This window comes from Chryseobacterium sp. SORGH_AS_0447, from assembly GCF_030818695.1.
Classification (GTDB): Bacteria; Bacteroidota; Bacteroidia; order Flavobacteriales; family Weeksellaceae; genus Chryseobacterium.
Genome location: NZ_JAUTAR010000001.1, coordinates 3,476,752 through 3,501,058, shown reverse-complemented (window position 1 = coordinate 3,501,058; position 24,307 = coordinate 3,476,752). Strand labels below are relative to the sequence as shown.

Annotated in this window: 12 protein-coding genes and 1 pseudogene; 7 read left to right on the top strand and 6 right to left on the bottom strand. The window is 39.8% G+C overall.

Features of this window, described 5'->3' with window-relative positions; genetic code table 11:
• Positions 1-219 precede the first annotated feature (219 nt).
• The 4 genes and pseudogenes from dnaE to QE422_RS15880 all read left to right on the top strand — a co-directional run bounded on the left by dnaE (position 220) and on the right by QE422_RS15880 (position 14,071).
• Positions 220-4,891 (top strand): annotated as a pseudogene (gene dnaE / locus QE422_RS15895) (DNA polymerase III subunit alpha).
• Between the two features lie 342 nt (positions 4,892-5,233).
• Positions 5,234-8,443, top strand: coding sequence for a fibronectin type III domain-containing protein (locus QE422_RS15890; RefSeq protein WP_307460493.1), 3,210 nt, complete (start codon positions 5,234-5,236; stop codon positions 8,441-8,443).
• Positions 8,444-8,752: 309 nt separating this feature from the next.
• Positions 8,753-11,959: a fibronectin type III domain-containing protein gene (locus tag QE422_RS15885; RefSeq protein ID WP_307460491.1), complete on the top strand. Its 3,207-nt coding sequence runs from the start codon at positions 8,753-8,755 to the stop codon at positions 11,957-11,959.
• Between the two features lie 138 nt (positions 11,960-12,097).
• Positions 12,098-14,071, top strand: coding sequence for a T9SS type A sorting domain-containing protein (locus QE422_RS15880; protein WP_307460490.1), 1,974 nt, complete (start codon positions 12,098-12,100; stop codon positions 14,069-14,071).
• Positions 14,072-14,249: 178 nt separating this feature from the next.
• On the opposite strand, the gene QE422_RS15875 is transcribed toward QE422_RS15880, so the two are convergent.
• Positions 14,250-14,408, bottom strand: a complete 159-nt coding sequence (locus QE422_RS15875; RefSeq protein WP_307460487.1) for a hypothetical protein — start codon at positions 14,406-14,408, stop codon at positions 14,250-14,252.
• A gap of 43 nt (positions 14,409-14,451) precedes the next feature.
• A complete protein-coding gene (locus tag QE422_RS15870) occupies positions 14,452-15,279 on the bottom strand; it encodes an ion transporter (RefSeq protein WP_307460484.1) in 828 nt (275 codons plus the stop codon).
• 203 nt (positions 15,280-15,482) lie between these two features.
• On the opposite strand from QE422_RS15870, the gene QE422_RS15865 reads away from it, so the two are divergent.
• Both QE422_RS15865 and QE422_RS15860 read left to right on the top strand, forming a co-directional pair.
• Complete coding sequence (locus QE422_RS15865) at positions 15,483-16,580, top strand: Nif3-like dinuclear metal center hexameric protein (RefSeq protein ID WP_307460481.1); 1,098 nt, start codon at positions 15,483-15,485, stop codon at positions 16,578-16,580.
• 3 nt (positions 16,581-16,583) lie between these two features.
• Positions 16,584-17,360, top strand: coding sequence for a zinc ribbon domain-containing protein (locus QE422_RS15860; protein WP_307460479.1), 777 nt, complete (start codon positions 16,584-16,586; stop codon positions 17,358-17,360).
• Between the two features lie 484 nt (positions 17,361-17,844).
• Here the strand turns inward: QE422_RS15860 and QE422_RS15855 are convergent, their stop codons facing one another.
• Entirely contained in the window at positions 17,845-19,623 is a 1,779-nt protein-coding gene (locus tag QE422_RS15855) for a long-chain fatty acid--CoA ligase (RefSeq protein ID WP_307460477.1), read from the bottom strand.
• A gap of 241 nt (positions 19,624-19,864) precedes the next feature.
• On the opposite strand from QE422_RS15855, the gene QE422_RS15850 reads away from it, so the two are divergent.
• Positions 19,865-21,004 carry an acyl-CoA dehydrogenase gene (locus tag QE422_RS15850; protein WP_294285168.1) on the top strand — a complete coding sequence of 380 codons (1,140 nt, stop codon included), beginning with the start codon at positions 19,865-19,867 and terminating at the stop codon, positions 21,002-21,004.
• A gap of 487 nt (positions 21,005-21,491) precedes the next feature.
• Here the strand turns inward: QE422_RS15850 and QE422_RS15845 are convergent, their stop codons facing one another.
• From QE422_RS15845 to QE422_RS15835, 3 genes are all read right to left on the bottom strand, one after another.
• A complete protein-coding gene (locus tag QE422_RS15845; RefSeq protein WP_307460472.1) occupies positions 21,492-22,424 on the bottom strand; it encodes a DUF4349 domain-containing protein in 933 nt (310 codons plus the stop codon).
• Positions 22,425-22,891: 467 nt separating this feature from the next.
• Positions 22,892-23,731, bottom strand: coding sequence for an IS3 family transposase (locus QE422_RS15840; protein WP_307462308.1), 840 nt, complete (start codon positions 23,729-23,731; stop codon positions 22,892-22,894).
• Positions 23,719-24,243 (bottom strand): transposase, encoded by a 525-nt coding sequence (locus QE422_RS15835; RefSeq protein ID WP_307456351.1) that lies wholly within the window; start codon positions 24,241-24,243, stop codon positions 23,719-23,721. The genes QE422_RS15840 and QE422_RS15835 overlap by 13 nt, the downstream gene beginning before the upstream one ends.
• Positions 24,244-24,307 lie beyond the last annotated feature (64 nt).

The window sequence follows — 24,307 nt, the reverse complement described above, 5'->3', positions numbered from 1 at the left end:
AACGAAACAGGCTGTATACCACAGATCTTAATTAAATTTTAATTAATCTTAATGATTTCTTTATTAATTTTAAAAGCTGATCTTATGTGTCAGCTGATGCTTTTACCAATACTTAAAATGGAGATTCCAAAACCCTTAAAAACAAGTGAATTTTGTCTGTAACGTCAAAAAAATGAAGTAACTTTACATTCTCTTTTTAAATAAAAGCTGAAATAATACATGTATTTAGTTTTTGATACAGAAACCACAGGTTTACCAAAGAATTTCAACGCTCCGCTTTCAGACTCAGACAACTGGCCAAGAATGGTTCAGATTGCATGGCAGTTGCATGATGATAACGGGACGTTAATAGAAAATCAGGATTATATTATAAAGCCGGAAGGATATGATATTCCCTTCAACGCGGCGCGAATTCACGGGATCACAACAAAAATCGCCAACGACGAGGGGCGTGATCTTGAAGAAATACTGCACGAATTTTCTAAAGTACTTGAAAAGGTAAGAGTAGTTTCCGGACACAATGTTGAATTCGATTACAATATTGTCGGTGCCGAATTTTACAGGAAAAATATAAAAGACAATCTCCAGGAAAAGCCGAAAGCAGATACGATGCTTCTGGGAACCGATTTCTGCAAGCTTGGCGGAGGAAAAGGCGGCAGATACAAATCTCCGAAGCTGGAGGAGCTCTACGAAAAACTGTACGGGCATAAGTTTGACGAAGCCCACAACGCGGCAGCCGACGTAAATGCGACGGCGCAGGTGTTCTTTGAAATGATGAGGATCGGGATTATTCCTGCCGAAATATTAAAGGTTTCCGAGGATCAGCTGACCTATTTCAAAACACTGCATCCGGATCCGATCAAACCCTTCAATATTGTCATCAGAAGGCAGGTTGCGGATTTCAACAATAAAAAGAAGCAGCAGGATTTCGGAAGCATTGATGAGATCGATCTGGGGAAATATTTCAATTTCGATAACCACAGTGTTTTCTCTACCCTTACCGCTACTTCAAGCATTAACGATTTAATTAAAAAAGCAACCGATAATAATTTCCCGGCCGTCGGTATGGTGGACCTTGGAAATATGATGGGAGCATTTAAATTTGTTTCTGCCGTGGAAGGGGCAAATGGCGACCGCGCAAAAAAACATAAGGAATATTTAGCCAAAAAACAGGAAGCGGAAGAAAACGGAACGGAATTCAACGATCCCGAGCCGGTTTCAGAACCGTTGATCCCCGTGGTGGGCTGCGAATTTTACATTTCAGACCGTTACGAGCAGAAGCAGTTTACCAAAGATGATCCGGATAGGAGAACACAGGTTGTTCTTCTTGCGAAAGATTTTAACGGGTATAAAAACTTAGCGAAGCTTTCCAGTATCGGTTTCCTGAAAGGTTTCTATTTCGGGGTGCCGAGGGTGAGCCGTGACCTTATCGCGCAGTATAAAGAAGGAATTATTGCGCTGACTTCCGGGATCCACGGAGATATTCCTGATGCGATCTTAAATACCGGAGAACAGAAAGGTGAGGAGCTTTTCAAATTGGTGGAAGGATACCTTCGGAGATGATTTCTACGTTCAGCTTCAGAATCACAAGCTGCCTGAAGAAGAGCACTTGAATGATGTATTGCTGCATTTTGCCGATAAGTACAACGTTAAGATCTTAGCCCAGAACGAAACGTTTTATACCAATAAAGACGACTCGAATATTCAGGATATCGTAAGCTGTATCAAAGACGGTGAAAAGCTTTCGACTCCGGTAGGAAAAGGTTTTGGAAAAAGAAGGGGGCTTGCAACGGAAGAATATTACATCAAAAATTCCGATGAGATAAAAGAGGCTTTTCTGGCTTATCCGGATGCTTTCGATGCTTATGAGGAGTTTTTTGCCAAATTTAAACCTTATACCCTAAAGCGCGACGTTTTACTTCCGAAGTTCGATATTCCACAGGAATTCATTCATCCGGAAGATGATGTTGACGGCGGAAAAAGAGGAGAGATGGCTTATCTTACCTATTTAACTTATGAAGGTGCAAAAAAACGATATGCTGAAATCACCGACGAAATTAAAGAGCGTCTCGATTTCGAACTTGAGGTTATTGCCAACACGGGATATCCCGGCTACTTCCTGATCGTACAGGATTTCTGTAACGAAGCCCGGAATATGGGTGTCTGGGTAGGACCGGGCAGGGGTTCTGCAGCAGGTTCTGCGGTGGCTTACTGTATCGGAATTACGAATGTGGACCCGATTAAATACGATCTCCTTTTTGAAAGGTTCCTGAATCCGGAAAGGGTTTCGATGCCGGATATCGATATCGATTTCGATGACGAAGGCCGTGACAGGATTATCAAATGGGTAATCGATAAATACGGTCAGAATCAGGTGGCGCAGATCATTACCTACTCTGTTCTGGGGGGTAAATCGGCCATTAAAGATGCCGGAAGGGTCTTGGATCTCCCGATTCCCGATACCAACAACATTGCCAAGCTTATTCCTTCCGTTCCCGGAATGAATATCGCGAAGGCTTTGTCTAAATATGATAAATTAAGACCGGAAGACCAGATGCTTGTTGATGAGATGAGGCTGGTGCTCGACAGTTCTTCCGATCCGCGGCACAGTGTTTTGGCCAGTGCGAAAAAGATGGAAGGCTGTATCCGGAATACCGGGATTCACGCATGTGGGGTTATAATTACGCCTGAAGATGTAAGTAACCTGGTGCCTGTAACCATTGCGGCAAAAGATGCCGATATTTTGGTCTCTCAGTTCGATAACTCGGTGGCAGAAAGTGCCGGCCTTCTGAAAATGGACTTCCTGGGGCTCAGAACACTGACTATCATTAAAGATGCTTTGAAGCTGGTAAAAGAAAGACATGGGGTAGATATCGACCCTGATGAGATTCCTCTGGATGATACCAAAACTTATCAGCTGTTTAAAGAAGGAAGAACGATCGGGATTTTCCAGTACGAAAGTCCCGGGATGCAAAAGTATATGAGGGAACTGAAACCGACGGTTTTTGCCGACCTTATCGCCATGAACGCCTTATACCGTCCAGGGCCTATTAAATATATCCCGAATTTCATCAACCGGAAGCATGGGATTGAAGAAATTGTTTACGATTTACCGGAAACTGAAGAATATTTAAAGGAAACTTACGGAATTACCGTATATCAGGAGCAGGTAATGCTGCTGTCTCAGAAGCTGGCCAACTTTACAAAAGGTGAAGCCGATACGCTGAGAAAAGCCATGGGTAAAAAGCAGATCGACGTTCTGAATAAAATGTACCCTAAATTTATTGAGGGCGGAAGAAAGAACAATCTGGACGAGACCCGTCTGGAAAAGATCTGGAACGACTGGAAGGCTTTTGCCGAATACGCTTTCAACAAATCCCACTCCACCTGTTATGCCTTTGTTGCTTACCAGACGGCTTTTCTTAAAGCCAATTATCCGGCAGAGTACATGGCGAGTGTGATGAGCAACAACATTAACAATACCGAATCGATTACCATGTTCATGGAAGATTGTAAGAGTATGGGGGTTGATGTATTGGGGCCGGACGTAAATGAATCGCAGTATAAATTTTCAGTAAACGAGAAAGGGCAGATCCGCTTCGGTCTCGGAGCCATCAAAGGAATCGGGGAGGGGCCGAGTGAGGCGATCACCAAGGAAAGGACGAATGGAAGATTTAAAAATATTTATGATTTTTTCGAGAGAATCGTGCCTTCCCAGATGAACAAGAGGGTAGCGGAAAGTTTGGTGCTTGCCGGAGCTTTCGATGAATTGGATTCATTCCACCGCGGACAATATTTCGATATTGATATGGCAGGAAAAACTAACCTGGAACGGCTGATCCGCTACGGACAGAGCTTCCAGGAAAGCAAGAACGAAATGGAATTTTCCCTGTTTGCAGATTTTGCCGAGGAAGTCCAGATTGAACAGCCCAAGCTTGCGCCGTGCCCGGAATGGCCAAACATGCATAAGCTGAATAAAGAAAAAGAAACCATAGGCTTCTACCTCTCTGCGCACCCGCTGGATGAATTTAAATATCAGTTCCAGTTTATGCAGGGGCAGCTTTCCAAAAAAGCGGTCTTGGAAAAAGATGAAGAAGTAAAGTTGGTGGTAGATGAGGTTCCGATTCTGGAGCAGGAAGCGCCTGAAGATGTTGCCAGCCTCGTGGAAATCGTTTCCGACGAACTGCTTACCGGCGAAGAGGAAATTATAGAAGAAATCACCAAAAAAGCAGAACCGAAAGGGGTTTTCCATTTTCTGAATCTTGATGAGGTGGATGCCTACAAAGAGCAGGCTTTTGCCAATAAGCAGGAAGAACTGTTTGAAGAAAAGAAAAAAGACTGGAAAACCTTGCAGAAAGAAAGAGAAAACGGAGGTGCAGGAAAAGAGTATACCGTAGCCGGACTTATTACCGAATACCGTGTACAGGACGGATTCAGAAGCGGTGAGAAAGTGGCTTTTGTCACCCTGGAAGATTATTCAGGATCGTATTCTTTCCGTTTAGGGGACCGGGATTATATGAAACTGAAAGAAAAGCTCGAAGTTCAGCGGTTCGTTATTTTTAAAATTAAATTTGCCCAGGTGAAGGACGGCCGGGTGTTCGTGAATGTAAATGAGGTTATTGAGCTTCAGGAAGCATTTGAACGGTTCGCGAAAAGCATCTCGCTGGTGATGGACGTGATGGATTTCCGTCCCGAAGATCTGCATTTTTTCAGAAATGTGCTTGAGAAAAATCAAGGAAATCAGAAGCTGAAATTTTACATTAAAAATGTCGAGGAGGATTCAAAAGTGGAGCACCTTGAAGTACAGTCGATGAAGCATTCCGTCAATCTGAGTGGTGAGTTGATCAAGGAAATTCAATTGTTGAATAAATATGAGTTTTATTTAAATTAAAAAGCGATTTTACTTTAATTTTTAAACATAAATCTAAATAGTGGCTAAAAATTGCCACTATTTTTTATTTAATTATGTAAAGAAAAATAATGCGATGCATAATTTTTTAAAAATGTAGTAATAGAGTAATTTGCTAATATATGTGTAATTTTAAAATACTGTGCTTCAGTATTTTATATTATTTATTTAAGTTGTTATTTTGATAATAAAATTAAATGTTTGTTTATCTTTCTACTCTTGATATTCTTCTTTGTTTAGTGAATTAATAAAATAAGTAAAGGTTTAGTGAATTACTTATGGTTTATTTATATCTTAGCAGCCCTAATTTTAATTTGCTATATAATGAAAAAATTTTTACTCACCGGTGTGATGGCCTTGGGCGTAGGGCTTTCTGCACAGACTAACATCGCCGGTTATTCTTTTGCCAAGAGTACGGGCGCTACGTATACTCCTATAACGGGTGGGACCGTTTTTGCTTCAGGAACCTATGATAATACTGTTTCTTCTGCAATTACTCTGAGTTCACCTTTTCCTTTTGGTGAGACTACTGTTACAACCTGTTATATCAGCACGAATGGATTCATAACTTTTGGTGCTGCTCCGTCAACGACAAACTATACACCATTGTCAACGCTTGATACCGGTACATTAGGTGCTGTTGCTGCTTTCGGGCAAGACGCAGGAACCGATCCTACAACCAATACAACCGCCGCTCCTGAAATCAGATACCAGGATCTCGGAACTGAATTTGTAATTCAGTATAAGGATCATGCTAATTATTTTAACAGATCTACTGAAAAGTTAAATTTTCAGATTCATCTAGTATATGCAACAGGGGAAATTAATATTATTTATGGAAACAATACAAATCCAGGAACTTCAACTTCCGGATCAACACCCCAGGTTGGTATAAGAGGGAATTCTGTAACGTATGCTTCAAACGTAAATAACCTGATGGTAGGTAATGTACCAGCTGGAACAACATGTGATTGGTCTAAAGCCGTAACCGGTAATGCGAATTCAAGCACCATGCTTTTTTCAGGAACTACCAATGCTAACGTTAAAATCCCAACAGGCTTAAAATATACTTGGACTCCAGGGACTCAGCTACCCGTAAGAACTTTTGCTGCTACTACAGCAGTTACCAATAATGCTGCAACCCTGAGCTGGACGGCTCCTACCGGCGCAACAGCTTACAATATCCAATACAGAGTTCTAGGAAGCTGTGACTGGACAAATTTCAGCGGAAATCCTGTTTCAGCAACTACGGCTACACTTACAGGTTTAGCGCAAAATACGACTTATCAAGTACAGGTACAAGCTTTAAACGGATCTGTACAATCTATATATTCCAATATACCGAATCTAGCAGGTACAGGTAACGGATATGTGACGGCTGGATCTTTTACAACATCACTCAACTGTGCCAGCACAGTTACGGGCCTTACTTCATCTGCAGTTACCCCGGATGCAGCAACGATCAGCTGGGCTGCTTCAACTACGCCTCCAGGCAACGGGTATGAGTATTACTATAGTACTTCTTCTACTGCTCCTACTATTACTACCACACCTTCCAGTTCAACAGGTGCCGGTATCGTTACAGCTAATCTGTCAGGACTTACTCCAGGTACTACTTATTACTATTGGATTAGAGGAAACTGTAATGCAACAGACAAAGGTGTATGGTCAAGTTCCGGTACTTTTGCCACTCCTTCTTTATGTCCTACCGTATCGGCTCCTGCTAGTGGTGCTCTGGATGTAAGTTCTACCCCAACAATAACTTGGACCTCAATTAATGGGGTAACCGGTTACAAATTGCGAGTTGGTACTACTGCAGGAGGTACTGATGTTCTTAATAATGTTGATCTAGGAAATGTTACTTCCTATACTTTTGCATCTCCGCTGAACTTGGCGACAAAATATTATTATTCAGTAAGCGGCTATACAGCAAATACACCTTCCGCAACTTGTAGCGAGAGGGTTTTCACTACCGTTTGCGGTGTGGAAAATGCACCGACTGCCAATCAGGCGTTCTCTTCTTTTGTACCAACATGCTGGAGCGTAGCTAAAGGGGCTGTGGCGGCCAATTCTACGCTGACTTATGGTGCCAGTAAATGGGCGTCTGCTACAGGTTTCGGAAATGCGGGAACCAATGCTGGCGTTAAAATCAATTTATATGGAACCAATACCGGCGACTGGCTGATCTCTCAACCGATTAATCTGGGTAATACCGCAGGTGTTTACAGAGTAAAATACAAAATGGCTGTTACAAATTACTCGGGTACAACTTCTCAGACTACGCTTGGGACACATTTGGTACGTATGATTATTTCTACTGATGGTGGAACAACCTGGAGCAATACCAATATTTTAAAAACATATACCGGTGCAGGATCTTATTCAAACACGGGTCAGACCGAAACAGTAAATCTTACCGGATATAGCGGAACAGTTAAAATTGCCTTCGTAGCAAGTACGAGCTCTACTTCACCTGATGTAGATTTCCATATCGATGATTTTGTAGTAGAAGCAATTCCTGCTTGCGCGGAACCTACATCATTGGGGGCAAACAGCATAACTTCCAGCGGGGCTACAATCTCCTGGACTGCGCCGGCAACTGCTCCGGGTAACGGATATGAGTTGTACTACAGTACTTCAAGTACAGCACCTACCAGTACTACCGCTCCGAATATAACGGGTATTACAGGAAATTCACAGGCAATAAGCGGACTGGCTCCTGCTACGATGTATTATGTTTGGGTAAGATCCATTTGTAGTGCAGCAGCAACAAGTCCTTGGTCAAGTCCTATTAGTTTCAATACATCATGTGTTGCTGTAACTACATTAAATGAGAATTTCGACACTACTGCTACAGGAAGTCTTCCAGTATGTTGGACCAGTATAGGATCCAATTTAACCTATGCTACTGTTACTGCCAGTAGTGCAGTAAGTGCTCCAAATGCTTTGTATATCTATACTTTCGGTACTTCTACCGGTATGGCTGCTACGCCTGAGCTTTCCAATTTACAATCGGGCAACTATACACTCCAATTTAAAGGAAGAGCTAACTTTACTGCTGGAGGAATTGTTCAGATCGGTTATTTGACAAATCCAGCTGATACTTCTACTTTTGTAGTATTAGGAAGCTATACTTCCACCAGTACGACTGCTGTAGATAATTATTCACTTGATATTACAGGAGTGCCTGCGGGCGTTAATAAGCTTGTATTCAGACATACCGGGACCCCTGCCAACAGCGTATTGATAGATGATATTACTTATCAACTGAATCCTTCTCTGGCAACTTCTGAAACTTCTGTAAGAAATAACGGTATTAAGGTTTATCCAAACCCATTCTTCGATGTGCTGAACATTTCTGATGTTTCTAATATCAAAAATATCCTTATAGCCGATGTTGCAGGAAGATTGGTAAAAACCATAGCAAATCCTTCCGCTCAACTTCACCTTGGAGAATTGCAGAAAGGCATATATCTGGTAATTTTAGAAATGAAGGATGGTTCCAAACAAATGATTAAAACCATTAAAAAATAGTTTTTTTGATAGATTATTTTAATAATAGAAATAGCGGCAGTTTTGCCGCTATTTTTTTTGAGTTATTTTGTGCTAGGAAATTCTTATCAATTGTAAATCAATAATTTGTGATAAATATTTAACTGATTAATTTACAATATGTTATGTTTTTGTAAAAATTATTATATATTCAACATTAAGTGAAAAATAATATGTTTTAATTAAAATAAATGTTTTAAAATTAATTAAAATTTAATTTTTTGAGTTTTTAATTGTGTTTTATTTAAATATTATTTAATAATTTTATCGTACTAATTTAATTTACTTAGAATGAAGAAATTTCTACTCACGTGTATGATGTCCTTAGGAGTAGGGCTGTCTGCACAGACTAACATTGCTGGTTATTCTTTTACAAAGAGTACGGGCACTACGTATACTCCTATAACGGGTGGGACCGTTTTTGCTTCAGGAACCTATGATAATACTGTTTCTTCTGCAATTACACTTAGCTCACCTTTTCCATTTGGTGGGACTACTGTTACAACCTGTTATATCAGTACGAATGGATTTATAACTTTTGGTGCTGCGCCGTTAAACTACACCTATACACCATTATCAACACTTGATACCGGTACATTAGGTGCTGTTTCTGCTTTCGGGCAAGACGCAGGAACGGATCCTACAACCAATACAACCGCTGCTCCTGAAATCAGATACCAGGATCTGGGAACTGAATTTGTGGTTCAGTATAAGGATCATGCTAACTATTATAATAGATCTACTGAAAAATTAAATTTTCAGATTCATCTAGTATATGCAACAGGGGAAATTAATATTGTTTATGGAAACAATACAAATCCGGGAACTGCATCAACCGGCAGCACGACACCTCAAGTAGGTATAAGAGGGAATTCTGTAACGTATGCTTCAAACGTAAATAACCTCATGGTTGGTAATGTGCCAGCCGGAACAACGTGTGATTGGTCGAAAGCCGTAACCGGTAATGCGAATTCAAGCACCATGCTTTTTTCGGGAACGACTAATGTTAATGTTAAAATCCCAACAGGCTTAAAATATACCTGGACTCCGGGAACCCAGCTACCTGTAAGAACTTTTGCTGCTACTACAGCAGTTACCAATAATGGGGCAACCCTGAGCTGGACGGCTCCTACCGGCGCAACGGCTTACAATATCCAATACAGAGTTTTAGGAAGCTGTGACTGGACAAATTTCAGCGGAAATCCTGTTTCAGCAACTACGGCTACACTTACAGGTTTAGCGCAAAATACGACTTACCAAGTACAGGTACAAGCTTTAAACGGATCTGCACAATCCATATATTCCAATATACCGAATCTGGCAGGTACAGGTAACGGATATGCGACAGCAGGATCTTTTACTACTGTAGCTAATTGCCCAAGTGTAGTAACAGCACTGACTTCCTCAAATGTCTCCACCACCGCGGCAACAATTGGGTGGACGGCTCCTTCTTCTCCACCTGCTAATGGATATGAATATTATTATAGTACCTCATCTACAGCTCCCGGTAACTCTACAACAGCTTCCGGATCAACTGCTGCAGGTGTGGTTTCAGCGAATTTATCAGGTTTAACTTCTGCTACTCAATATTACTTCTGGGTAAGAACAAACTGTAACGGAACCGATAAAGGTTCGTGGGTAGGATCATCTACATTTACGACCTCATGTAATCCTTTCCAAGTACCATATTCAGAGAATTTTGATACTACTTCTACAGGATCTTCAACAAATACCAATGCACCTACATGTTGGAAGTATCTTGAACCTTCTGGTTGGGCAGGATATGGATATGTGTCAAGCTCATATTACACCTCAGCACCTAACGGTTATTATATTTATAGTGATGCTGCATCTACAGGTGGAGGTATGCTTGTTTCTCCTTTGACTACCAATTTAATGAGCGGTTCGAACAGGGTTCGTTTCAAAGCAAATGCAGGTGGTTCCGGATATACAATGGAAGTAGGTACACTGTCTGATCCAAACGACGCTACTACATTTGTAGCCATTGGTAGCCCTATAGCTCTAACAACTACATTTACACAATATGCTGTGAACATTCCTTCAGGAACAAATCAATATATTGCCTTCAGACATTCCGGAGGTGGAACTTACAGATCCATTCGTTTTGATGATATTAGCGTTGAGCCTATCCCTTCATGTTTAGAAGTTTCCGGCTTAGCATCATCAAATGTTTCTGCATTGCAGGCGACTATCAGCTGGACTGCACCTGCTTCAGCACCAGCTAATGGATATGATATTTATTATAGTACGACCAATACTGCTCCTGTGTCCACTACAACCCCTACAGTTAGTGCGAATGCTGCAACCTCTTACAATGTCACAGGGCTTTCACCTTCAACTACCTATTATGTTTGGGTAAGATCAAACTGTAGTTCAACAGATAAAAGTATGTGGACAGGATCTATTTCCTTCACAACAACTTCGTTCTGTCCTGTTGTTACAGCGCCTGTAGCCTCTGCTCAGGGATTATCCACAACTCCTACTATTACATGGAATACAATGACGGATGCTGCAGGATATAGGTTAACCGTAGGAACAACTTCAGGAGGAACTGATGTACTGAATAATGTAGATCTTGGAAATGTAACTTCTTATACATTCACGACTCCATTGGCTGCAAATACAAAATATTATTATGTTGTTAACGCTTATGCAGGAGGTACCGTATCTTCATCTTGTACAATTCGAAACTTTACCACTGCTTGTAGCAGCTCGATAACGAGTTTGCCTTGGACTGAGAATTTTGACAGTTTAACTACAATAGGTTCGCAAATAGCACCATCTTGCTGGGTAGTTAATTCGGGTACAAAATCGTGGACTTCCATGAATGCTTCCTCGACAACATATAATGCCCCTAAGTCTGCTCCAAATTATATGACGCTTGAATATGGATCAACGAATCCAAGTCAATTGTGGACACCTCGTTTCCAGTTGACAGCAAACACGCCATATACCTTCTCATTCTACTATAATACAAATGGTACAACATCCAGTTATATAGGATTTACAGGTAATGTAGTAGTAAATACCACTCAGAGTATGACAGGTGCCACAGATCTTGGAACATTTATTTCTGCAACTCAGGGAACCACTGCTTACACGCAATATACCGTTAGCTTTACGCCGACTGTGAGTGGAACATATAGTTTTGGATTAAATGTTTCTTCAACGTTCAGTCCTTGGTATTTGGGTGTTGACGACTTTAGTTTAACACAAGGAACTTTAGGCACTGCTGAGATTGCTTCTAAAGATAAAAATATCAAAGTGTATCCTAATCCATTCTCCGACGTGTTGAATATCTCAGATATTTCCAATGTGAAAAACATTCTGGTAACCGATGTTGCAGGAAGACTGGTTAAAACCATCAGTACTCCTTCTTCTGAGCTTCATTTGGGAGAATTGCAACAGGGAATGTATTTGGTAACTTTAGAAATGAAAGATGGTACTAAGCAAACCATAAAAACCATTAAGAAATAATTTTTAATATTAATTATAGGTAAATGAATCGCGGCTAATCAATTAGTCGCGATTTTTTATAATAAAACAAAAAATTCATTTATATATTGAATAATTATTATTAATTTAGTACTCATTACAACAAATATTATATAGTTTATGACAAAATTTCTACTTTCATGCTTATTATTTCTAAGTATGAGTCTTCCCGCTCAGATCAATCTGGGAACAGGAAGCACCAATGTTGGAGTGGCTCCCATAAGTACCTATTATGGGTATTCTTATGTACAGCAGATCTTCACCAAGCAGGAAATCAATGCCAATGCGGCAGGAAACATTACGGGACTTAAATTTTATCTTAACCCGTCAGCTTCGCTCACCAATTCTTCTCAATGGGTAGTTTACTTGGGAATGACGACAAAATCGTCTTTTGTATCAGATTCAGACTGGATTCCATCTTCTCAGCTTACGCAGGTGTTTTCCGGAACGGTAACGAATGCAAACGGAGTAATCAGCATTACTTTCCCTACACCATTTGCTTATAACAATGTTTCCAATCTTTTGGTAGCAGCAGAAGAAAATTCTGCAGGGTATGATGACAATGATTACGATGAAGCGATGTATGTTTATCCGGGTGCACAGAATTCGACACTTTGGTTCAGAAATGACTATACCGATCCTAGCCCGGCTTCTCCGCCGACAACAGCTAACAGGGCTGCTTACAAATCGGTCATTACATTTGACGGTCTTGCTCCGAATCCTGTTCCTGCCTGTCCTCTTGTAACTTATCCTTCTAATAATTCAACCTATGTACCTTTAAGTCCAACCATTACGTGGGGAAATGTATCCGGTGCAACAAGTTATAAAGTTTCCATTGGAACAACTCTGGGAGGAACTAACGTAGCGAACCAGGTATCGGTTACAACCAACAGTTATACCCCTTCATCTCCGTTGGCTGCCTCAACCAATTATTATCTTAAAGTAACATCTGTAGGCTCAGGAGGAGAATCTGCAGGATGTAGTGAAGTAATGTTTACCACAGTGCCACCACCACCGGCTAATGATGATTGTGCCGCGGCCGTTGCACTTACGGTAAATCCTGACCTTAACTGCGGAACGGTAACTTCAGGCTATACCCTGGGTGCGACAGATTCCAATGTAGATCCGGCTCCTTGCTATGGAACAGCGGACGATGATGTATGGTATAAATTTACAGCAACTGCCACCAGACATAAAATCTCTCTTCTAAATGTTGTTTCTGCCGGAACTATTAATAGTACGGATACATATTTTCAAGTATTTAGCGGAGGATGTGGTGCATTATCCAGCATGTTGTGTTCAGATCCCAATTCCGGGACGGTAACAGGGCTTACAGTGGGCCAAACCTATTGGGTGAGGGTATACAGTTATGGTGGAGCAGGAGAAAATCAGGGCTTCAATATTTGCGTGGGAACTTATCCTCCTCCTCCGGCAAATGATGAGTGTTCAGGAGCGCTTACCGCGACATCATTCCCTTATACTTATGTGCAGAATGATGGTGGCGGAGCAACCAATAATGGAGGCTTTATAACAGCATGCAGCACCAGTGGAATGAATGACGGAACCTGGTTTAAGTTCACAGGAGATGGTGATACATTTAATATTTCTGTAACGATGCCGGCAGGAAGTGATTTTGATCCTAAAATCGGTGTTTTCAGCGGAAACTGTTCGTCATTGGTTTGTGAAGGCTCTATGGATATTGCAGGAAGTGGAGGTAGTGAAATAATTTCTATTCCTACTTTGACAGGAAATACGTATTATGTAAATGTAGGATACTACAGCGATTACACTGACGAGCCTGAAGGAGCATTTACAATCAACATCAGCAAAGGAACATTGGGAACATCTGATGTAAAAGCAAACTCTAAAAACACGATCAAACTTTACCCGAACCCTTTTAGTGAAGTACTGAATATCTCGGATATTGCTAAGGTGAAGTCTGTTTCTGTTTCGGATGCTTCCGGAAGATTGGTGAAAACAATAGATAATCCTTCTTCTGAACTCCATTTGGGAGAATTGAAGCAGGGAATGTATATGGTAACTCTTTTGATGAAAGACGGTTCCAAACAAACCATTAAAGCCATTAAAAAGTAATTCCGGTTACTAAAATATAAAGGCGGCCTTTAATTGGCCGCCTTTTTTATGCTTAAAATATTCAGATTGTTAAATAATACCGGACCTTAGTTTCTTTACATTCGAAAAGTTCCGGATTAATAGGCGCAATTGAACTTCAGTTATAAAGTCCGAAATGATCAACTGTTACCGAATGTTTTTATTTGTCTTGAACCGGCTGGATATCTCCGGTATTAAGTCCTGAGAAAACAGCAGGGAAGAAAGTGACAAGGATAAAGTAGATAACAATCATCAATACAATTGCCGAAAACAGTACAACGACCAGCATATTCGGCTTATTTTTCTTTTTAGGTTCCATGATTCCGTAGTATTTTAATTAATAGATTACTGATATTTTTTTACTAAGCTAATTTCTTGCCACATTGCTTGCAGTACCTTGCATCGTCATCAATATCTTCATTTCCGCATCTTTCGCATACTTTCTCAAGATTCTGTCTCTTATTCCGCATTTCTGCCGTTACAATTCCCGTAGGCACAGCAATAATCGAATAACCGGCGAGCATTAATACCACAGCAAAGAATTTTCCCATCGGTGTAATAGGAGATACGTCACCATATCCAACCGTGGTTACCGTCACCACCGCCCAGTAAATGGATTGCGGAATGGTTTCAAATCCCGGCCTTCCGCCTTCTACCATAAACATAAGTGAGCCTACAATCACCGAGAATATAATCAGGAACAAAAGGAAGATGTATATTTTCCGGGAACTGTTTCGCAGAGCCCGTACAATAACGGTTCCGTCATTCATGAAATCCAGGAGATTAAATACCCGGAAAACCCTCAGCATTCTCAGCATTCTGAAAATCAGGAAATACTTGGTCACAGGAAACACAAAGCTGAGATAAAATGGCACGAGGGCCAGGAAATCTATGATTCCGAAAAAGCTGAAAATATAAGAGCCTTTGTTTTTAACAACAGCGATCCGTGAGAAATATTCCGCGGAGAAAAATATGGAAATAATCCATTCCAAAACAATGAACGTATAATGAAACCTTTTATCAAGCTTCGGGATGCTTTCCATCATAATGATAGAGGTACTTACAAGAATCAGTATCAGCAGCGTAATATCAAACAGCTTTCCGAGCTTGGTATCGGACCTATAAATGATCCTGTATAAATGTCTTTTCCAGAGCTGATCTCCGGGAATCAGCTGATGCTCCCTTTCCATTGAATTATTGTTTATCATAACGAAGTTAATCATTTTCATGTTGAATTTCATGAATAGACGGTTGTTAATTTTTCAGCCTGAATTTCTGCAATCCGATGGGATTATTGAATCCGTCTGTTTTCTTTAGCTAAAAATAACCTGCCATAACCACAATTGTACCCGGTAAAAAATTAATATCTTCGCCATACTACAAATTTTACATCATGAAACTAAGAACGGTTATTTCAAAAATAGAAGAACGAATCAAAATAAATCAGGCTGAAGATTTCGACAATGTGGGATTACTATGCGGCTCGTGGGACCGCGATGTAAGCGGAATCCTTGTTTGTCACGATGCCCTGGAGAATGTAGTGGAAGAGGCGATCTTGAAGAACTGTAACCTGATTGTATGTTTTCATCCGATTATTTTTTCGGGGTTAAAATCGCTCACCGGAAAAAACTATGTAGAAAGAACAGTTATTAAAGCCATCGAAAACAAAATAGCGATTTACGCCGTACATACAGCTTTCGATAACGATTTCTTCGGTGTAAATCAGGGAATCTGCAGCCAGCTCGGATTAAAAAATCTGAAAATTCTTCAGCCTAAAAAAAATAACCTCAAACAACTTACGGTTTTTGTACCGAAAGAATATTCCACTAAAGTAAGAGAGGCACTTTTCAGTGCGGGAGCCGGAAACATCGGCTTCTATGATGAATGCAGTTTTACCATTAACGGAGACGGGACTTTCAGGCCTGTGAAAGGCTCGAATCCTTTTTCGGGACAGCAGAATGTAAGGGAAAATGCAGATGAAGACATGATCTCCGTAATTTTTGAAGATTATAAGCAGGGACAGATTATCAATGCCATGAAAACCGCCCATCCTTATGAAGAAGTGGCACATCAGATCTACAGCCTGGACAATACCAACCAGTATTCCGGACTTGGAATGTACGGTGATCTGGAGGAGCCAATGGAGGAGTGGGATTTTCTCAAATTTGTAAAAGAAAAATTCGGGCTGGAGATGATCAGACATTCCGGTTTCAACAGCAAAAAAATAAAGAGGGTTGGGGTGCTTGGCGGCTCCGGCGCAAGCGGAATCCGGTCTGCAATTTCCAAAAAATGTGATGCTTATCTTACAGGAGATGTCAAATACCATGATTTTTTCCTCGCCGAATCCAAAATGCTGATTTGCGATATCGGGCATTTTGAATCAGAACAATTTGTAACTCAACAATTATTTGAAATTTTATCACAAAAATTTAGTACCTTTGCAATCTCAAAATCTATTGAGAGAACAAACCCGGTAAATTATTTCATTTAAGATATGGCAAAAACCAACGATATTTCAGTTGAAGAGAAGTTAAGAGCTTTATACGATTTGCAGATCATTGATTCTAGATTGGACGAAATCCGAAATACAAGAGGAGAATTGCCAATCGAAGTAGAGGATCTCGAAATTGAAATCGAAGGTCTTGAGAAGAGAGCTGAAAAATTTCATGCAGATATTAAAGATCAGGACGACCAGATTAAGACCAAGCATGAAGTTATAAACCATGCAAAGACTTTAATTGAAAAATACAAATCTCAGCAGGACAGCGTACGAAACAATAAGGAATTTGAAGCATTGAGCAAGGAGATGGAATATCAGGAACTTGAGATCCAGCTTGCTGAAAAAAGAATTAAGGAATTCGGTGCTAAAATTGCTCACAAAAACGAAACTTTAGATGAATTGAATGCAAAAATCAATGATCTGAAGAATCACCTTAAATTTAAAAAAGAAGAACTTGAAGGGCTTATTGCTGAAACGCAGAAAGAAGAAGAATACCTGATCGAGCAGTCTAAAGAATATGCTGCAAAAATCGACGAAAGGTTATTGGCTTCTTACAACAGAATCAGAACCAACTCTCCAAACGGTCTTGCCGTAGTAGGCCTTGAAAGAGGGGCTCCGAAAGGATCTTTCTTCACCATTCCGCCTCAGAAGCAAATGGAAATTGCCCAGAGAAAGAAAATCATCATCGATGAACATTCCGGTAAAATCCTTGTGGACGACGAATTGGTAATGGAAGAAAACGAAAGAATGAATGCTGTGATTAAATTCTAATTTAATTACGATTTAAAATACAGAAGCTGCTTCACTAGTGAAGCAGCTTCTGTATTTTAAGCATCATCTATTTTATCACTTTGAAACAATTGTTTTTTAGAATAATCCCAAGGTCCACACTCTAATACTATGCTGGGATTCCTCCGGAATGACAAGCATAATGCTAAATTTTAAAATTCATGATCTCGCGACGTAGTTGTCATTCCACAGGAATCTAAACGCAATCTTTCCATGTGGTTCTCTAATAGTATATTGGGATTCTTGCGAAATGAAAATTGTGGCGTTAAATCTTTAAATTAAGTATTATCTATTCACTATAGTTGTCATTCCGGAATCTAGACACAAATCTTTCCATGCGGTTCTCTAATATGATATTGGGATTCCTCCGGAATGACAAGTGCGGGGCATTTACATTTTAAAAAGCTTTTAAAATAAAATTGAGTTCCTCATATCAAAAAACCGCTTCCAAAGAAGCGGTTTTACTTTATTCGTGATGCTCATACATCTTATTGTAAAGATCTATAAATCTTTCTTTAATGGCTTTTCTTTTCAGCTTCAGCGTAGGAGTGAGAAGACCGGTGTCGATAGCCCAAATTTCCGGGGTCAGTTCGATTCTTTTGATCTGCTCCCAGTTTCCTAAGTGCTCGTTGATGCCGTCTATTTCTTTTTTGATCCGGTCTTTCAGTTCAGCGCTTTGTGCAATTTCCTTTGGAGTAGAACCGAGGCTGATGTTATTTCTCATGGCCCAGCTCTTGGCAAATTCAAAATCGGGCTGGATCAGGGCACATGGCATTTTTTCACCATCGCCTACCACCATGATCTGCTCGATAAACTTGGAAGCTTTTGCCTGGTTTTCGATCGTCTGAGGAGCGATGTATTTTCCGCCTGATGTTTTGAACATCTCCTTTTTACGGTCGGTGATCTGCAAAAACCCGTCGCTGTCGAGGTGGCCGATATCACCGGTCCTGAAATAACCTTCATCCGTAAACGCTTCTTTCGACATTTCTTCATTTTTGAAATAGCCCTTAAAAATGGAAGGCCCTTTTACCGTAATTTCTCCGTCCTCCTGGATTTTAACGTCAAGATTATCAAGCGGAAGCCCAACCGTTCCGATTTTCATCTTTTCAAAGCTGTTTACGGAGATTACCGGTGAAGTTTCCGTAAGCCCGTAACCTTCGAGAATGGGGATGCCTGCATTCTGGAACATTAGGTTCAGTCTGGTCGATAAAGCGGCTGATCCTGATACCAGCGTGATAATTTCACCGCCCAGCCCTTCTCGCCATTTTTTAAAGACCAGCTTATCAGCAATAATTTCTTTTAACCCTGACGGCTTGGAAACGGTTTTCTTTTTGGAAATCAGATCCAGGGCCCAGAAAAATATTTTCTGCTTCAGGCCGCCTGCGGATGAGCCGGTAGCATAAATTTTATCATATACTTTTTCCACGAGTCTCGGAACAACACTCATGTAATGAGGCTTTACTTCTTTTACATTTTCACCCATTTTGTCGATGCTCTCTGCAAAGTAGATGGAAAAACCGTTGTACTGGAAAAGGTAAAAAAGCATTCTTTCAAAAATATGGCAGATCGGCAGGAAGCTTAATACCCGGGTGTCTTTATAATCAAGGCTTTTTTTCTTTGGGATTCTCGGTACGGATCCCAATACATTGGAAACGATATTGTGATGGGTAAGCATAACGCCTTTCGGTTTTCCGGTAGTTCCCGAAGTATAGATAATGGTGGCCAGATCTTCAGAATTGATGGTATTCGAAAGGTCTTCCACCTCAATCTGCGTAGAATCGTCCTCTCCAAGATCAATGATCTCTTTCCAGTTTGCCGCTCCCGTAATATTATCGAATGTAAAAATACCCTGCAAAGATGGGATGTTGTGTTTTACCTTTACAACTTTCCCCAAAAGGTCCTTGTCGGAAACAAAACAGTACTTAATTTCCGCATTATTAAAGATAAACTCATAATCTTCAGGTGAAATGTTCGGATATACGGGAACCGAAACCACCCCGATCTGCGAAAGCCCCAAATCCATAATGGCCCACTCCGTCCGGGAGTTGGTGGTGATTAAAGCGATTTTATCACCCGGCTTTATTCCCAGCTTCAGCAGTCCCCTGGAGATTTTATTGGCCTGATTCACAAACTCCTGCGTAGAAGTCTTTTTCCACTCTCCATGGTACTTTGTAACAAACATATCGGTTTTTGGATAAGTTGCTAAAGCATAGTGGGGTATATCGAATAATCTTTTGATGGTCATGATTGTTGATGTATGTTTTAATAATTTTAAATATAAGAATTTTTTTTAATTGAGAAAATCATTGGTGTTAATTAGAAATTAATAAAAGGTACGGCCTAATATATTTAATAATTCAATCTTAATTTCTATATAATGAATATTTATAAATTCCTGTTTTTGTTTGCGATACTCTAATTTATCATTCTATTTTCAGATTTGACCAAAAAGTGTAAATTAGCGACCATCTAATTATTATTTTTTTATGGACTTTAATTTATCAGAAGAACAGCTGATGATTCAGCAGGCAGCAAGGGATTTTGCTCAGAACGAACTATTACCGGAGGTGATCGAGAGAGACCGCGACCAAAAGTTTCCTGCAGAACAGGTAAAGAAAATGGGAGAAATGGGTCTTTTGGGAATGATGGTGGATCCTAAATACGGAGGTGCCGGGATGGACAGTGTTTCCTACGTTTTGGCCATGGAAGAGATTGCCAAGATCGATGCTTCTGCTGCTGTGGTAATGTCTGTAAATAATTCATTGGTTTGTGCGGGTCTTGAAAAATTCGCTTCCGAAGAGCAGAAAGTAAAATATCTTACGCCGCTTGCAAGCGGGCAGGTCATCGGTGCATTTGCTTTGTCTGAGCCGGAAGCAGGTTCCGATGCCACTTCCCAGAAAACGACTGCCGAAGATAAAGGAGACTATTATTTGCTAAACGGGATCAAAAACTGGATTACCAATGGGGGAACGGCAACTTATTATATCGTGATCGCCCAGACGGATCCGGAGAAAAAACATAAAGGAATCAACGCTTTTATTGTAGAAAGAGGCTGGGAAGGTTTTGAGATCGGTCTGAAAGAAGACAAACTGGGAATTCGAGGAAGCGATACGCATTCTCTGATCTTCAATAACGTAAAAGTGCCGAAAGAGAACAGAATCGGGGAAGACGGATTCGGATTCAACTTTGCGATGGCAGTGTTGAACGGCGGTAGAATCGGGATCGCTTCACAAGCGTTGGGAATTGCTTCAGGAGCCTATGAACTGGCATTGAAGTATGCAAAAACGAGAAAAGCGTTCAAAACTGAAATTATCAACCACCAGGCGATCGCATTTAAACTGGCGGATATGGCGACGCAGATTACAGCAGCGAGAATGCTTTGCTACAAAGCCGCTGTAGAGAAAGATGCCGGAAAAGATATTTCAGAAAGCGGGGCGATGGCCAAACTTTACGCTTCTCAGGTGGCTATGGATACAACTATCGAAGCAGTACAGATCCACGGAGGGTACGGATATGTGAAAGAATACCACGTAGAAAGAATGATGAGGGATGCGAAAATTACCCAGATCTACGAAGGAACTTCCGAAATTCAAAAGATCGTTATTTCAAGAAGCATTGCAAAATAATTGCTTAATTATACATAAATAGTAAAAGGCTCTCAGTTTTGAGAGCCTTTTTACTTCACACGAACCACAAAATATTAATAATATATATATCTTTTATCTTAAAATTAAAATTGATCAGCTTTATCTATTGGATAGTCATTTTGATCAAAGGTTAAATTTTTTGTATGAAATTATTTTCCTTTAATCCTGATGTAAATTTAAACATAAGAATTTTTCAGAAAACGGATTTTTGATTAAAATATTATTAAAATAAAAATCCTGAAAGTAATTTAGCGTGAATTCGATAATATGTAATTTGTCTTTATTAATATAACATAAAGAAATAACTTAGGCAGTTTGGAATTTTAAATTGAGCCTCAACCGGATAATGAATACTACTATATGACATTAAAAACTTTTGGTTGTCGTTCCGGTAAGAAATACTTCCAGCCTCCAGCTTCCGTCCTTCCAGCCTAAAAAAATCCATCACAAAGATGGACTTTCGAAATCAATGAGGATCATGGTGATTTGTGTTTTTACCCCTCTTTTTATAAAAATAGTAGCCGATTCCTCCTAGTACGAACAAAGGCCAGAGCGGGAGGATGAACAGGAAGATCGAAGTAATGACATTCCAGCCGGAAGAGACGGCAGCGAAAGATCTTTCCCCAAAAGTTTCCGGTTTTGCTTTTTCTGTATTGCTTCCTTCCGTTTCGTAGAGTGTAATATCAATTTCGCATAAGGTACCTTTCACGATTTCCTCTCCCGTAACATTGATGCTTTTGTTTTCCACATCTCCCAAGTTATAGCTCAGGTCACTCATCAGGTAATCAAATTTCTGAAGCGGAACCTTTATTTTCAGGTAGGCGGTTTTCCGGTCGTCATTACCTACCGAAATGTTTTCGCTTCTAATAAATCCGTCGTATTTGGATACTTCATCTTTTACAATTTCCTTCGCGGTTTCGGCATCGTTTACATTCAGTTCTAATGTACCGGTCTTCATCAGCTGATTTTTAGCAATATTCAATTCAAAGTTCTCCTTTTGGGGCTTTTCTTTATAGATTACTTTGGTTTCCCGGATTATTTTCGGAGCCGGAACATTCACTACGATCTTCCGGTCTTTTTTAGCTGAATCTTTCTTTTCCGTTTTTGATTCCAGGGTTACATTTGAAATCTTGTCCGATAAAGAATCGACGATTTTTGAAGTGTTTTCAATGTTGTCCTTTACCTCATTCTTTGCATTTTCAAAATCTTTGATCCTTACACTGGCAGAATCCAAAACTGCGTTTGCCTGATCACTTACTTTGCTCAATTGTTCAGAGGCTGCTGAGACCGTACTGTCTGCCGAATGAAAGGTATCTTCCAGATGGGCAGCTGTCGTTTCTCCTTTTTTACACATAATGAACGTGCCTGATACTGCCACGAGTAAAATGAATTTTTTCATAACATTAATTTTTTCGATGAGGTAAAATTAGGAGCAGAACTATTGTAAAGATTGTAAATGGAATGTATGAGTATGGTAAAGTAATATTCGATTATAAATCATTCTATTAAAATTATTTTACAAAAAGTTTTACAAGGATTTTAGATGAAAATAAGATTTGCCTAAGGCTGATTTGCTGAAATTTGTGTTTTGTAAACTGATGCACTGTTGGAAAACGCAACATCGCGAAGTTTATGAAAAAGGCAGTGTTTTAAGACGCAAAGAATTTAACGGTGTCAAATTTTTATTTTGTTAATAATAATCTATGTAGTGCATATTCTTCAAATCAGCGGTGTCAAATTTTTTCGGAGATAAAATCCTTGCGCCTTTTGCAGTGTAATTGGAAATTTTTTTTGCGCCTTCGCGTATTCCCAACAACAAAAAAATCCGCAGAAACATTTAGACTGCACCCAAAAGTTTGGACAAAATTAAACAATATTATTAAAGAAAAGAGTTCGGTACTGTACCGGGCTCTTTCCATTTAGATTTAACCGTATTCTGTCATTATTGTAATAAGTGATGTATTGTTTTATCTCTTTTTTCAGCTCATCAATTGTTTTAAACTTTTTGGTATAAAACATCTCAGATTTCAGTGTTCCGAAAAAGTTTTCAATCACGGCATTGTCCAGACAGTTTCCTTTTCTGGACATACTCTGGATGATTCCTTTTTCTTTCAAGATATTTTGATATGCCTTCATCTGGTATTGCCAACCTTGATCTGAATGTAAGATGATATTTTCTGTATTTTTAATTTTCTTTAAGCTCTTTTTCAGCATATCTGTAATCTGCGCGAAGACAGGTCTTTCTGAGAGATTATAGCTGATGATTTCACCGTTGAATAAATCGATGATCGGAGACAGATAAAGCTTGTTTCCCGAGACATTAAACTCAGTTACATCAGTTGCCCATTTTTTGTTCGGCTGCTCTGCTTTAAAGTTTCTTTTTAAAATATTGGGTGCTATTTTCCCTTGTTCACCCCGGTAAGATTTGTATCTTTTGACCCGTATAATACTTTTCAGTCCTAACGTTTTCATTAATCTCAAAACTGTTTTATGATTGATGATGACACCTTTTTCTTTCATTGTTAAAGTAATACGTCGGTATCCGAACCTTCCTTTGTGCCTGTGATAAATTTGTTTTATCATTGCTTTTACATCAGAATATTTGTCGCTCTGAGCTCTGTTCTGATGATAATAAAAACTGCTTCTGCCCATCCCTGCACAATCCAGCAACACAGAGAGATTGTATTGATGCCTTAACTCTTCGATGGCTTCTGCTTGTTGTTTTTGAGAGCTAAGGCGTCTAACTTTTTTAGAAAATCGATTTCGGCCCGAAGTCTTTCATTTTCCAATAACAGTTCTTCTTCTCTAGTCAGTGGTTTGCCGGACTTTTTCTTTTTTTGTTTGTAATTGCTCATTATTGATGCTCTTCCTATGGGTTTATTCTTTAACCCTAAAATACCATATTTTTCGTAAGCAACACGCCAGGTACTAATACTGGATTCTGCAGCGATATTGAATCTGGCAGCAGCTTGCTTTAGAGAAAGGTTTTGCGACTCCATCGTTTCCAAAACCCTGAGCTTAAATTTTACATCATAACAGCGGTTGCTCCTGCGTTGTAAACCCTGAATTCCGTATAAATCATAAAACCTTTTCCATTTGCGAATAATAGACTCATCCAAACCTATTTCCCGAGCTAAAGAGCGGACCGAAAGATTTTGTTTCCCAATTCTTTCTATGCAACTCAACTTAAATGATAAACTATATTTTGATATTCCCATAAATAAAAAATGCCCCTAAAAAGTGTCTAACTTTTTGGGGGCAGTCCACACTCCGCGGATTATA